The sequence below is a fragment of the Dactylosporangium sp. NPDC005572 genome (assembly GCF_040605515.1).
Taxonomy (GTDB): Bacteria; Actinomycetota; Actinomycetes; order Mycobacteriales; family Micromonosporaceae; genus Dactylosporangium.
Genome location: NZ_JBEXCY010000235.1, coordinates 1 through 13811, shown reverse-complemented (window position 1 = coordinate 13811; position 13811 = coordinate 1). Strand labels below are relative to the sequence as shown.

Annotated in this window: 9 protein-coding genes and 1 pseudogene; 3 read left to right on the top strand and 7 right to left on the bottom strand. The window is 74.1% G+C overall.

The features are described from left to right. Positions 1–256: pseudogene (locus ABZS66_RS52905) on the bottom strand (hypothetical protein); the annotation flags it as partial. Positions 257–284: 28 nt separating this feature from the next. Between ABZS66_RS52905 and ABZS66_RS52900 the strand changes: the two are divergent. Together ABZS66_RS52900 and ABZS66_RS52895 are read left to right on the top strand one after the other, a co-directional pair. Beyond that, on the top strand, positions 285–956 hold the full coding sequence (locus ABZS66_RS52900) for a hypothetical protein (protein WP_354771042.1): 672 nt from the start codon (positions 285–287) through the stop codon (positions 954–956). A 186-nt stretch (positions 957–1142) separates the two neighbouring features. Beyond that, positions 1143–2516, top strand: coding sequence for a glycosyl hydrolase family 18 protein (locus tag ABZS66_RS52895; RefSeq protein WP_354771041.1), 1374 nt, complete (start codon positions 1143–1145; stop codon positions 2514–2516). Positions 2517–2572: 56 nt separating this feature from the next. On the opposite strand, the gene ABZS66_RS52890 is transcribed toward ABZS66_RS52895, so the two are convergent. The 6 genes from ABZS66_RS52890 to ABZS66_RS52865 form a co-directional block, all read right to left on the bottom strand. Further along, entirely contained in the window at positions 2573–4201 is a 1629-nt protein-coding gene (locus ABZS66_RS52890) for a sodium:solute symporter (protein ID WP_354771039.1), read from the bottom strand. Next, a complete protein-coding gene (locus tag ABZS66_RS52885) occupies positions 4198–4416 on the bottom strand; it encodes a DUF3311 domain-containing protein (protein ID WP_354771037.1) in 219 nt (72 codons plus the stop codon). The genes ABZS66_RS52890 and ABZS66_RS52885 overlap by 4 nt, the downstream gene beginning before the upstream one ends. Before the next feature lie 23 nt (positions 4417–4439). After that, a complete protein-coding gene (locus ABZS66_RS52880; protein ID WP_354771035.1) occupies positions 4440–5222 on the bottom strand; it encodes a LysR family transcriptional regulator in 783 nt (260 codons plus the stop codon). A 41-nt stretch (positions 5223–5263) separates the two neighbouring features. Beyond that, on the bottom strand, positions 5264–6100 hold the full coding sequence (locus ABZS66_RS52875) for a LysR family transcriptional regulator (RefSeq protein WP_354771033.1): 837 nt from the start codon (positions 6098–6100) through the stop codon (positions 5264–5266). Between the two features lie 185 nt (positions 6101–6285). Further along, complete coding sequence (locus ABZS66_RS52870) at positions 6286–11241, bottom strand: permease (RefSeq protein WP_354771031.1); 4956 nt, start codon at positions 11239–11241, stop codon at positions 6286–6288. A 149-nt stretch (positions 11242–11390) separates the two neighbouring features. After that, complete coding sequence (locus tag ABZS66_RS52865; RefSeq protein ID WP_354771030.1) at positions 11391–12812, bottom strand: UDP-glucose/GDP-mannose dehydrogenase family protein; 1422 nt, start codon at positions 12810–12812, stop codon at positions 11391–11393. Between the two features lie 243 nt (positions 12813–13055). On the opposite strand from ABZS66_RS52865, the gene ABZS66_RS52860 reads away from it, so the two are divergent. Continuing rightward, positions 13056–13811 (top strand): acyl-CoA dehydrogenase family protein (locus ABZS66_RS52860; protein ID WP_354771028.1); only part of this gene is annotated, 756 nt, incomplete at its 3' end.

The following is a 13811-nucleotide window of genomic DNA, read 5'->3' as shown; positions in this document are numbered from 1 at the left end:
CGCCCGTCACGGCACCGCCCGTCACGGCACCGCCCGTCACGGCACCGCCCGTCACGGCACCGCCCGTCACAGCACCGGCCGTCACGGCACCGGTGGTCTCCGCGCCGCCCGTTGCGCCGCCGCCCGTCACTGCACCGTCTGTTGCGCCGCCGCCCGTCGTCGCCTCCGGTGGCTCGGGGCCCGGCGGGTCCGGGCCTTCCGGGGCGGCGGCCGGGTCGCCGCCTCCGGTGGCTACCGGGTACAGCCGGTCGGCCACACAGGGCAACGGTGACGAGGCCACGCAGGTGATCGGGCAGGCCGTCGGCGCATCCAGCGGCCCCGGCGCGCCGAGCGGCCTCAGCGGCGGCGGTGCCCCCGGTCGGGGCGGTGACGACGAGGCGACCGGTGCCACGACCGCGGCCGGGCTGCCCTCGCGGGCCGCTCGGGAGAGTGTGCCGGCGGAGAGCTCGATCCTCGACGGGCCGTCGTTCGACGGGTTCACCCCCGTGAAGCGGGTCGGTGCCGAGGAGGAGACCGAGGCGTTCCATCCGGGGCACCAGTCGCCGGCCACCCCGCGGCCGCGGCATGCGGCGCCGAGTGACACGGGGCAGTTCGCGGTGGTACCGGCGGGGGACGAGCCCACGACCCGGCTCGGTGGTACGCCGGACCCGGACGCCACGGCCAAGCTCGGCTTCCCGCCGGCCGGCATCGACCCCGACGCCACCACGCGGCTCGGGCCCAGTACCCAGGAGCAGGCCGAGCGGCGGGCCGCCTTCGCCCGTGGCGAGGCCGAGCGGCGGGCCGGCGCCCAGACCGAGCTCGACCGCCTGGCCGCCGAGCGGGCCGCCGGCGAGGCCGGTGGCCAGGCTGGTGGCGACGCTGGTGACAAGGCGACCGGGGAGCCGGACGCCGACCCGCCCGGCCGCGAGAACCCGCCCGCCTCGCCCTGGTCGGCCCCGCCCTCCAACCGCACCTGATCCGAGCACCGAACGAGCGCCGCCCGAGTCGACCACCGACCCGGGCGGCGTTTCGCATGCAGCGTGAAGGGAGGAACAGCCGCGCCCGAGGCGGCTCAGCGCGGTTTAAGGTTGGTGACCCTTACATTTAATAGTGTTAACTGATAACGTCCCGAACCATCGATCCATCGATGTGTTGGGGGTCCCATGAGATCTCGGCGTCGCACATTCGCACTGGTGGCCGGGGCCGCGTTGACCGTCGTGACGGCGCTGGTTCTCGTGCCCACCATCCAGGCGCAGGCCGTCAGCAGCGCCGCCGCGGCAGCCTGCACGGCACCGACCTGGGCGGAAGGGAACACGTACACGGCGGGCACCCAGGTGACCTACAGCGGGCACACCTACCAGGCGCTCGTCACGCACACCGCGTACGTCGGGGCCGGGTGGAACCCGGCGGCCACGCCGTCGCTGTGGAAGGACCTCGGCACCTGCACCGGCGGGACGTCGTCACCGTCGCCGTCGCCGTCCCGGACCACCTCGCCGTCCGCCAGCGCGAGCCCGAGCCGGAGCCCGTCCGCCAGCCCGAGCCGTAGCCCGTCCAGCTCGCCGAGCACCTCGCCGACCGGCGGGACCTGCGGCGTGAAGTCGCGGCCGGCCGGGAAGGTGCTCCAGGGGTACTGGGAGAACTGGGACGGCGCCTCGAACGGCGTGCACCCGGGTCTCGGCTGGATCCCGATCACCGACTCGCGCATCGCGCAGCACGGGTACAACGTCGTCAACCTGGCGTTCCCGGTCATCCGCTCCGACGGCACCGTGCTGTGGGAGAACGGCATGGACGCCGGCGTGAAGGTGCCGACGCCCGCCGAGATGTGCCAGGCCAAGGCCAACGGGCTCACGCTGCTGATGTCGATCGGCGGCGCGGCCGCGGGCATCGACCTGAGCTCCAGCACCGTCGCGGACCGGTTCGTCGCCACGATCGTGCCGATCCTCAAGGCGAACAACTTCGACGGCATCGACATCGACATCGAGACCGGGCTGACCGGGTCGGGCAACATCAACACGCTGTCGACGTCGCAGGCGAACCTGATCCGCATCATCGACGGCGTGCTCGCCCAGATGCCGTCGAACTTCGGGCTCACGATGGCGCCGGAGACGGCCTACGTCACCGGTGGCAGCGTCACCTACGGCTCGATCTGGGGCTCGTACCTGCCGATCGTCAAGAAGTACGCCGACAATGGGCGGCTCTGGTGGCTGAACATGCAGTACTACAACGGCAGCATGTACGGCTGCGCGGGTGACTCGTACTCGGCCGGCACCGTCCAGGGCTTCACGGTCCAGACCCAGTGCCTCAACACGGGCCTGGTCATCCAGGGCACGACGATCCGGGTGCCCTACGACAAGCAGGTCCCCGGCCTGCCCGCGCAGAGCGGCGCCGGTGGCGGGTACATGTCGCCGTCGCTGGTCAGCCAGGGGTACAACTCCTTCAACGGCCAGCTGAAGGGCCTGATGACCTGGTCGATCAACTGGGACGGCTCGAAGAGCTGGACCTTCGGCGACAACGTGAAGTCGCTGCAGGGCCGGTGAGCCAGGCGGCGTGACGCAGCGGGCCGTTCGCAGGAGCGGCCCGCTGCAGTCGTTCGTCAGCGCGGGCCGCGGGCCGTGTGGGCGCCCTGCGGGAGGCCGTCGAGCAGGGCGTCGAGCCGCTTGACCATCGGGTCGTCGACGTCGGCCTGGTAGTCCTCGGGCTGGGTGCGGTCCCGGCCGCCGGGCACGTTCGCCAGCCGCAGCAGGACGGTGCCCCCCACGGTGACGAGGATGTTCACCAGCAGCGCGAGGATCCCGGCGTACACCGTGATCCCGGAGTCGCCGAGGGGCCAGCTGGACCCGCCGAAGTGCGCCTTCACGACCTGGCCGGTCGGGGACAGCTGCGGGATGTCCCACAGCAGCGCCACCCCGGCCGCCAGCCCGGCCAGCAGCCCGGCGACGAGCGCCCGGCGGTGGAACCAGCCGGTGGTGAGGCCGAAGACGACGGCCGGCGCGGTCTGCAGGATGATGACGCCGCCGATGAGCTGGAGCTCGGCGGAGTACGCCGGGTCGAGCAGCAGGATGCAGGCGACCGCGCCGAACTTGACCGCGAGCGACGCCCAGCGGCTCACCCAGGCCTCGTCGGACGGGCTGGCCGACGGCTTGAGGTACTGCTTGTAGATCGACCGGGTGAACGCGTTGGCGGCGGCGATCGACATGACGGCCGCCGGGATGAGCGCGGCCACGCCGAGGGTCGCGTAGGCGATGCCGGCCGACCAGGACGGGAACAGGTCGCGGAACATCAGCGGCGTGACGGTGTTGAGGTCGCCGCCGATCGGCACCACGCCGTGGGCGGCGGCGAAGTAGCCGAGCATGCCCATGAGGCCCAGCGCGAGGCAGTAGACGGGCAGCGCCGCCGTGTTGCGCTGGACGGTGGCCCGGTCCTTGGCGGCGATCATGGCCACCACGGCGTGCGGGTAGGCGAACATCGACAGCGCCGAACCGATGATCATCGTCAGGTAGCCCACCTGCGCGGGCCCGCCGAGCAGCAGCCCGTCGGCCGGCGACGGCGTGGCCGCGAACCGGTCCGCCATCCGCTGGAACGTGGGGCCCCAGCCGCCGGACATCGCCACGATCAGGACGCCGGAGACGACCACCCAGACGAGCAGCACGTCCTTGGCGATCGACAGCAGCGCGGGCGCCCGCAGGCCGGAGCGGAACGTGCTCACCGAGACCAGCCCGACCGCCACGAGCAGCGGCCACTCCCCGCTGACGCCGAGCACCTTGAACACGGCCTGCAGCGCGAGCAGCTGCACCGCCACGTACGGCATGGTCGCCACGATGCCGGTGATCGCCACCAGCGCGGCCAGCCCGGGCGAGCCGAAGCGGGCCCCGGCGAACTCGCCCGGCGTCACGAAGCCGTGCCGGTGCGACACCGACCAGGCGCGCGCGCTGAGCACGAACGCCACCGGGGTGGTGGCGATCGCGAACGGTACCGCGAAGAACCCCACCGCGCCGGCGCCGTAGGTCAGCGCGGGCACGGCGACGAACGTGTAGGCGGTGTACATGCTCCCGCCGAGCAGGAACCACGTCGTCCAGTTGCCGAAGGCCCGGCCGCCGACGCCCCACTCCTCCAGGCTGTGGATGCTGTGTGGCCGGCGCCAGCGGGCGGCGCCGAACCCGAGCAGCATCATCGCGCCCATGAGCACGGCGAAGACGCCGATCTCGACGTCGCGGCCGCTCATCGGCGCACCTGCCACACGTCGGGCTTGCGGGTCGCCAGGTAGACGACGGAGATGACGACGATGGCCAGCACCGCGCACGCGAGCTGGTACCAGTAGAAGAACGGCACGCCCCACAGGGTTGGGTCGGCCCGGTTGTACAGGGGCACCAGCAGCGGCGCTACGGTGGGCACGGACAGCAGCGCGTACCACTTCCGGTTGGATCGCTCGTTCGCCACGGGTCGATCACAATGCGCTGTCCTCAGGATGACAAAGACCGAATTCCATCGGGCCCATAGATGATCCGTGTGAGTCGGCGGGCCGCCGGGGACAGCTGGCCCGGGCGGTGCAGCAGGCCGAACGGCCGCATGTGGTCCTTGCGGATCGTCGCGCCGCCCCGCTCGGCCGCGACCGCCTGGCGGGCGGAGACGAGCGTGGGGCCGCCGCCGGCCAGCACGAGCGGTACCACAGCGTCGGGATGACCACAGCGCACCTGGGGCTCGTCCGCCTCCGCCACCCCGGGCGGCAGCGCCAGCAGCAGCTCCTGCGTGCCCAGCTCGCGGACGGCCAGCCCGGGGTGGCGCACCGGCAGATAGCCGATGCCGAGCTCACATCTTCCATCCACGACGTACCGCACGATCTCGTCCTCGTCGCGGCCCGTGTGCACACGGACCGGGACCGCGGAGTGGCGGCGGTGGAACGCGGCCAGCGGGCCCGCGAGACCCGCGGCGAGGCCGTCGTGCACGGCGACGTCGAGCCGGCCGGCGCTCAGCCCGATCACGCCGGCCACCGCCGCCCGGGCCGCGGCCAGGTCGGCCAGCACCCGCCGGGCCGGGTCCAGCAGCGCCTTGCCGTCGGGGGTCAGCGCGAGGCGCCGCCCGCGGCGCTCGAACAGCTCGACGCCGAGGTCGCGTTCGAGGCTCTTGATCGACTGCGACAGCGCGGGCTGGGCGACGTGCAGGGCGAGCGCGGCGGCCGTCACGGTGCCGTGGTCGGCGACGGCCAGGAAGTGCTCGAGACGGCGCAGGTCCAAGGCGGTCTCCACTTCTGCTGATTGTGGTCGGGCCCGTCGGCTCTGGGCCCGATCTAGCTGCGTAACGCGTGCTCCACGAATGCGGCGGCGGCGGTGGACAGTTCGGCGGTGCGGTGCACGAGCCCGTACGGCAGGCGCAGGGGCGGGTCGAGCCGGCGCACGACGGCGCCGCGCGCGGAAGCGGCCGGGGCGGCGGCGTCGGTGAGGAAGGCGGGGCCGGCCCCCGCGAGCACCAGCTCGACGAGCAGGTCGCGGCGGCCCGCCTCGATGGCGACCCGGGTCCGCACGCCGGCCGCGCGCAGGGCGGCCTCCACCAGCAGCCTCGGCGTGCTGCCCTCGGGCACGCCGAGGAGGGTGGCCCCGTGCAGCGTCCTGAGCTGGATCCGCGGCGGCGGCGTGGTCTTCGGCGGGTACGCGAGCACCAGCTCGTGCACGCCCAGCCCCACCTCGGTCAGGCCGGGGCGGGCGGCGGGGAGGTACACCAGGCCGACCTCGCTGGCGCCGTCGCGGATCCGCTGCGGGATCTCGTCGTCGCCGGCGAGGTCGAGATTGACGCGTACCCCTGGTCGCTCGCGGGCGAACGTCCCGGCCAGCCTGGCGCCCGGGTGGGCGCCCAGGGGCGCGGGCGCGACCAGGTCCACGGTGTCCCGCTCGACCACCAGCGCGACGCCGCGCATGAGCTGCCGCGCCGGGGCGAGGAAGGCGCGGCCGGCGGCGGTGAGGACCACGCCGTGCGCGGCCCGGTGGAACAGCCCGGCGCCGAGGTCGCGCTCGAGGCTCTTGACGGACTGGGAGAGGGTGGGCTGGGCGACGTCGAGCGCGGCGGCGGCCCTCCCGAAGCCACCGTGGTCGACGACGGCCAGGAAGTACCGGATCTGGCGGGTGTCCACCGGATCAGCACCTTTTGTGCACGCTGGGTGCAGAAATCATTGCGCCAGTGTTACTCGCCGGTTACCAGGACTTCAAGCCCCCTTCCGGGGAGGCTCGCACCCCGCGCCATGATCAAGGGAGAGTTCTGGCTGCCATGACAGCCAAATGTTTCCCTTGATCATGGGAGCCGGGCGGCCGGGGCGGGTCAGCGCATGTCGCGGTAGGCGCCGCGCAGGCGGTCCAGGCGCCGGCGCTGCTCGTACGTCGCGCCGAGGCTGATCAGCAGGACGCCCGTCCCGGTGTACAGCAGGAGCTGCATCCACCACGGCAGGTCGATGCGCACCAGCTCGTTGATGGTCGCGATGACCGTCACCGCGGCGCCCACCGCGACCGGGGCCTTCTGGCGGCGGACGGCGCCGATGGCGACCGTGATCACCGCGGCCAGGATCAGCAGCACGCGGCGCAGTTCGGGCGACTCGGTGTCGACGACCGCGATCACCAGGCTGGGCGCGAAGCCGGCGACGAGGGCCGGGCCGTAGGCGAGCCAGCTGCCGAGCTCCGGGCGGTTGCGGATCTCGATCAGGCCGGTGATCAGGGCCAGGGCGGCGAACGGCAGCGTGTACGCCTCGGGGAGGGCGACCTTGACGGTCACCAGCAGCAGCCAGATCGCGAGCAGCTCGGCGATCGACGCGGCGATGACGAGGATCGTGCGCTGCCGGCCGCTGCGCCCCTTCCGGGCCGCGGACAGGCCCAGGATCGCGCCGAACGCGGTCAGGGCGGCCGCGGTGTGGGCCGGCGAGCCGAGCGTGAGCAGCACGGCGATGACGGCGCCGGAGTAGCCGGCGGCCTCGATCGTCATCGCCTCGCGGGTGATGGTCGGGGTGGGCCGCAGGCGGGGCAGCGCGGCGCCCAGCACCAGCAGCAGCGTCGCCATGATGAGCAGCGGGAACGCGCACTGCTTGAGGCTCAGGCCGGACGCCAGGCCGGCGGCCAGCGCGAAGCCCTGCGCGGTCGACGCGGCGACGTGCCAGCCGAGCATGCGGCCGTTGGCGGTGCGGCCCCAGATGCCGGCGATCGCGCCGACCACGACGGAGCCGGCCAGCCAGGTCAGGGTCTGCGAGCGGGTCGCGAGGCTGCCCGCGCCGCCCGCGCCGGCCGCCAGGACCGCGATCGCGAACACCAGCCGGCGGGCGTTGAGCATCAGGGTGGCGTCCGGGCCGCCCGGGTCGGGGGGCACGGTGAGCGCCAGGCCGAGGCCGGCGATCGTGGCCACCAGCAGGGCCAGCGTGGGCTGCACCGGCCACGGCGCGTGCAACGCGGCGGGGGCGATGAGCAGGGTGAGCGCCGCGCTCGGCAGGACGATGGCGACCGCGCGGTTGGCGACGGCCTGGCCGCTGCCGCCGAGCCCGACCGCCATGAGCGCGCCGGCGACGGTGAGCAGGAACGCGCCCAGGACGTGGGTGTTGTTGCCCGCGTAGCGGGCCAGGTCGCCCAGGTCGGACGCGGTCGCGGGGGTGCCGGTCCAGGGGTGGATGATCCAGCGGTACGGGCCGGCGAGCGCGGCCAGGACCGCGGGCGCGATGAAGACCACCACGATGGCGGCCGGCACACCGGCGGCCATGGCCACGCCGAGCGCGAAGTTGCGCGGCGTCCGCCGCTGCTGCCAGCGCCCGGAGAACGCGCCCTCGCGGTCGGGCCGGAACCTGCGGGTCGGCTCGTACTCGTCGCCGGGCTCGTACCGGGTCGCCCGCAGCAGCTCGGCGAGCACGCCGAGCAGGGCCGCCGCGGCGGCGTAGACGATCGCGCCGTCGCGCTGCGCGACGAGGGCGGCCAGGGCGGTCGCGGTCGCGGAGACGGCGACGCCGGTGGTGACGTACGGCAGGTAGCCCGGCGCCTGCTGGGCCCCGGCCGCGGCGGCGGCCAGGCCGACGGCGCTGGTCGCCAGGCCGGCGATGAGGATCGTGCTGGTCCGGTCGGGGTACAGGCCGCCGACCATGGCCGCGGCCGCGCCCGCGAAGGCGACCAGCGCGCCGGCCACCGCGGTGCCGCCGACCAGGGTGAGCGGGCCGTCGTCGGCGGTGTCGCCGCGGCGCTGCGCGACCACCCGGGCCAGGACCGCGATGAGGGCGGCGCTCACTCCGAGGGCCGCGAGGGTGCCGGCGGTGGCGCCGGGCCGCACGAGGCTCGCGCCGGCCGCGAACAGGCCGGCCACCAGCGCCGCCCCCAGCCGCGTGGTGGCGCCCCGCCAGCTGCGCGCGAAGCTCGCCCAGGCCGCGATGCCGGTGGCCGCGAGCCAGCCGAGCACCATCGGCGCCTGCCAGCCCAGCCCGAGCCCGACCGGGGCGCCGAGCGCCGCCAGGGCCACGGCGGCCGCGGCCGTGTCGTCGCCGAACGGCTGCGGCAGCGCGATCGCGGCCGCCCCGGCCAGCAGGAGCAGCGCGATCGGCACCTGCCAGCCGAACGAGGACAGGTCGGTGGCGGTGGCCAGCCACTCTGCGCCGAGCTTCGCCTGCCACGGCGGGCCGGCCGCGCGGATGACGCCGATCGCGCCGACGACCGACAGGGCGCCGGCGTAGATGCCGGTGCCGAGCCCGACCGCGGCGGCGCCGGCGACCGGGCCGCGGCGCCAGCCCGCGGGCAGCGACCGGGAGGCGACCGCGACGGCGAAGACGAGCAGGGCGAGGGTGACGACCTCGATGCCGGTGGCGGCGAGGGAGACGGCGCGGGCGACGGCGCCGATGGCCGCGATCGTCACGGCGGCCGCGGCCGCGTCGGCGCCGGTGAACTCCATGCCGAAGGTCTGCCGGTCGTCCATGCGCGGCGCCGCCCACAGCATGCCGGCCGCGATCAGCATCAGAACGCCGATGACGAGGTCGATGGTCGTCGCGCCGTTCACGACGACGGCCGCGATGGCGACCGCGACCGCGCCGGCGGTGGCGCCGACGAGCAGCGGCGGGCTCTGCTCGCCCCGGGCCACCTGGGTGATGGCGGCGAACCCGAGCGTGACGGCGAGGGCGAGGTAGCTCAGCACCAGCACGACGGTGGCGCCGCCCGCGAGGTCGCCGAAGACGATGGCGGCGCCGGAGGCCGCCGCGCCCGGGAACGCGAAGAGCGCGCCGCCGGCGGCGGCGTCGGAGACGATGCGGCCGACCCGGGTCGGCTGCACGCCCTCCGGGTTGTTCAGCCGGGGCAGGACGGCGATCGCGGTACCGGCGACGGCGATGGTGAGCAGCGTGATCGTGGTGGCCGCCGGGCGGGCCAGGCTGGCCGCGGCCGCGTACAGGCCGAGGACCAGCGCCGCGCCGAGGAGGATCCAGGCGGTGCGGGTGGCGCGCACCCGCAGCGAGTAGGCCCCGGCCGCGACGGCGCCGGAGACCGCGAGCGTGGGGACGGCCAGCCAGCTCAGCCCGAGCGCGGCGGGCGCGACGAGCACGGTGACGGCCGCGCCGACGACCGCGACGTCGGTGCGCAGGGCCACGTCCGCGCGCAGCACCAGCACACCGGCGCCGGTGAGCAGGAGCGCGGCCAGGACGTACTGCCAGCCGTTGGGGCCGACGGCGAGGTCGACCCGGGTCCGGTAGTCCTCCTCGACGGCCGCCCAGACCGGCCGCACCGCCCGCAGCGTGGCCACGACGCCCGCCGCCATGTTCGCCGCGAGCAGCAGCCCGCCGACGACGGCGGCGACCGAGACCGCGCTGCGCGGACCGCGGCGGGCGTCGGCCGGCATCGCCGCCACCCCGATCGCGGCGACCGCCACGGCGACGGCCAGGAACAGCAGCGTCAGGCCGGGGAACGCGACCGCGCCGACGCGGGCGACCGCCGCGACGACGGCCACGGTGGCGATGCCGGCGGCGAGGTCCGGCACGCCGCCGCGGCGCCACGACAGCGAGCCGGCGACGCCGACCGCGGCGGCGAGCAGCGTGACGCCCGCGGCCCGGACGGTCTCCGGCAGCGCGTCGGTGGTCACGAGCGCGACGAGCGCGGCGCCGAGCGCGACCGCGAACGCGAGGGCGAACAGAGCCCAGGCCATGTCGCGCATGAGGGCGTCGGCGATGCGGTTGGTCCGGCCGGTGTGCGCCGGCTCGTCCTCGGCGGCGGCGTCGTCCTGGTGGGCGTCGAGGCGTCGCTGTACCGACTGCTTCAACGCCACCGCGAACGCCAGGTCGATGAGGGCCACGCCCGACAGCGCCAGCGAGAGGCCGGTCGGGCCCTTGATGGCGTCCGACGCGAGGAGCGGCAGCACCGGTTGCAGGGCGATGAGGGTGGCGTACCGCGAGGCGATGAGGTGGCTCTGCATGCTGTACACGGCGGCGACGCCGGCCGTGGCGAGGCACACGATGCCGAGGTAGACGCTGAACTCGATCCGGTCCGCCCCGAGCAGCTTCTCGGAGCGCACCACGTACCCGTCGAGCAGCACGAGCAGCAGCGCGACCGACGCGACCGTCTCGGCCGTGGCGCTGAGGCCGCGGCGGACGAGCACGAGCGGCAGGGCGAGCGCGACCGCGGTGATGAGGGCCAGCGACACGACCCGGCCGACGGTGCCGATCGTGCCGAACGCGTCGACGGTCAGGACGATCGCGGCGCCGGCGAGCAGCAGGCCGCCGAGGGCCAGCACCGACGCCTGCATGCTCGACTGGGTGGCCTCGGGCTTGTCGGCGGACGGGCCGTCGCCGTCGTCCCCGCCGCGGCGGCGCAGCTGCTGCGGCAGCGGCGCGATGCGGGGCCGCTCCGGGGCCAGGACCGGCGGGTGGCCCCCGGCGCCGGTCGGCGTGTCGCTCGCGTGGCCGCTCTCCACCGCGTGCGGGGCGCGGGGCGAGTACCGCTGCTGCTCACCCGGCGTCTGGTAGACGGCCGGCGGCGCGCTCTCCACCGGCGGCGTCTTGCGCAGCAGCGGCAGGCGGCGGGGCTTGGCGGCCTGCTCGGCGTCCATCTGCGCCCGGACCTTGCGGCGCAGGCTGTCGCGCTGGGCGGAGGCGTGGGCGAGCTGGACGCGCAGGGCCTTGGTGTCGTCCGTCAGGTCGCGCTTCTTCTGCTCCAGCGAGGCCACCATCCGCTGGAGCATGGCGAGGTTCGCCGCGTCGGGGTCGTGCGGGCGGCCGCAGTTGCGGCAGCCGGCCTCGGTGGCGGGGCCACCGCACGCCGGGCACGGATACGTGTCCACGCCACTCCTCCCCCGGGTCACGACCGGGGCGGCCGCTGCGCGCGGTCACCCCGGGTCGTTCACGCCTTACTGGGAAGAATGCCTTGTTTCGCCGATCGACGAAAGCGAACCGCTCGTTCGGGAGTTTCCAGGCAGATCGAGGGCCGGACTCAGCTCACGACCGGGCGGCCCATGCCCCGGTACTCCCAGCCGGCCGCCACCCAGACCGCCGGGTCGAGGCAGTTGCGGCCGTCGATGACCTTCTTGGCCGTGACGAGCGGGCTGAGCGTGTTGGGGTCCGTGTTGCGGAACTCCTCCCACTCCGTCAGCACGCAGACCAGGTCGGCGCCGGTGACGGCGTCGTTGAGGGTCTTGGCATAGGTGACGTCGGCCACGTCGGTGCGGGCGTTGTCCATGCCCTCCGGGTCGTAGACGGTGACGTCGGCGCCGGAGCGGGACAGCTTGCGCACCACCGACAGGGCCGGCGAGTCGCGCACGTCGTCGGAGTTGGGCTTGAAGGTGGCGCCCAGCACGGTGATCCGGGTGCCGGCCAGGTCCGGGCCGGCCGGCCCGTACTGCCGGCCGAGCAGCTCGGCGGAGAGCTGGACGATCTTCTGGCGGCGGCGCTGGTTGATCAGGTCGACCTCGTGCAGGAACCGCAGCGCCTCGCCGACGCCGAGCTCCTGGGCACGGGCCTGGAACGCGCGGATGTCCTTCGGCAGGCAGCCGCCGCCGAAGCCGACGCCGGCCCGGAGGAACTTGTTGCCGATGCGGGCGTCGTAGCCGATCGAGCGGGCCAGCTGCGTGACGTCGGCGCCGGCGGCCTCGCAGACCTCCGCCATCGCGTTGATGAACGAGATCTTGGTGGCGAGGAAGGCGTTGGCGGCGACCTTGACCAGCTCCGCGGTGGCGAAGTCGGTGACGACGACCGGGACCTCGCGGTCCTCGGTGAGGGCCAGGTCGAAGACGCCCTTGTGGGCCGAGTACAGCATGCCGGTGGCCCAGTCGGACTTGACGCCGAAGATGACCCGGTTGGGGCGCAGCACGTCCTCGACGGCGACGCCCTCCTGGAGGAACTCGGGGCTCCAGGCGACCTCGATGCCGAGGTCCTCGGCCGCGTGGCGGCCGACCAGGTTCTCGATCCACTCGGCGGTGCCCACCGGGACGGTCGACTTGCCCACGATGAGGGCCTTGCGGGTCAGGTGCGGCGCCAGGTTGGAGACGGCGCTCTCGACGTGCGAGAGGTCGGCGGCCATGCCGTCGGGGCGCTGCGGGGTGCCCACGCAGATGAAGTGGATGTCGCCGAACTCGGCGACATCCTCGTAGGAGGTCGTGAACCGCAGGCGGCCGGCCGAGAGGTTCTTGCGCAGCAGCTCGTCGAGGCCGGGCTCGTGGAACGGCACGTCGCCGCCGGCCAGCTTCGCGATCTTGGCCTCGTCGATGTCGAAGCCCAGCACCTCGTACCCGAGCTCCGCGAAGCAGATGGCGTAGGTCGCGCCAAGGTAGCCGGTGCCGAGGAAGGTGAGCCGGGGCCGGGCCGCCCCGGACGGCGCCACTACGACGGGTGGGGTGCTCGGGTACGCGATGGTCACGCCTTGTCTCCGCTCGATCGAGGTCTGCGCCGCCAACCTGCCCGCTTTCCCCACACAATTTCCCGCAAACACCCGAAAGAACGGACACTTGTGGCGTATTGGACCGGGTCTGGCCGACGTTGCTTCGGCGAGGATAGTCCCTCGCCGGCCGGTGCGCTTCCGGCTCCTTCGTTACTCGCCGGTATGCTCACCCTCGCAGGCTCCTGAACGCCTGCTCAGGTCCGTTGTGACGAGGGGGTTGTCGTGTTCGAGGCGTTCCAGCTGCCCGAGGAGCACGTCGCGATTCGTGAGGCCGTTCGTGCGGTGTGTGACGGCAAGGTCGCACCCAACGCGGCCGCCGCCGACGAGAACAGCGAGTTCCCGCAGGCCTCCTACGACGCGCTGCGGGCCGGCGACTTCCACGCCCCCCACATCCCGGTCGAGTACGGAGGCGCCGGCGCGGACGCGCTGGCCACCGCGATCGTCATCGAGGAGGTCGCGCGGGCCTGCGCCTCGTCGTCGCTGATCCCCGCGGTCAACAAGCTCGGGACGATGCCGCTGCTGCTGGCGGGCTCCGAAGCGCTGAAGCAGCGATACCTCACGCCGGTGGCCGGCGGCGAGGCGATGTTCTCGTACTGCCTGTCCGAGCCGGAGGCCGGCAGCGACGCGGCCGGCATGAAGACCCGCGCCGAGCTGGACGGCGACACCTGGGTCCTCAACGGGGTGAAGCGCTGGATCACCAATGCGGGTGTGAGCGAGTACTACACCGTGTTCGCCGTCACCGACCCGGCGGCCCGCTCGCGCGGCATCTCGGCGTTCGTGGTGGAGAAGTCGGACCCGGGCGTGAGCTTCGGCGCACCGGAGAAGAAGCTCGGCATCAAGGGCTCGCCGACCCGCGAGGTGTATCTCGACAATGTGCGCATTCCGGCAAATCGGATCATCGGCGAGCCCGGCACCGGCTTCGGCACGGCGATGCGCACGCTGGACCACACCCGGGTGACGATCGCGGCCCAGGCGCTG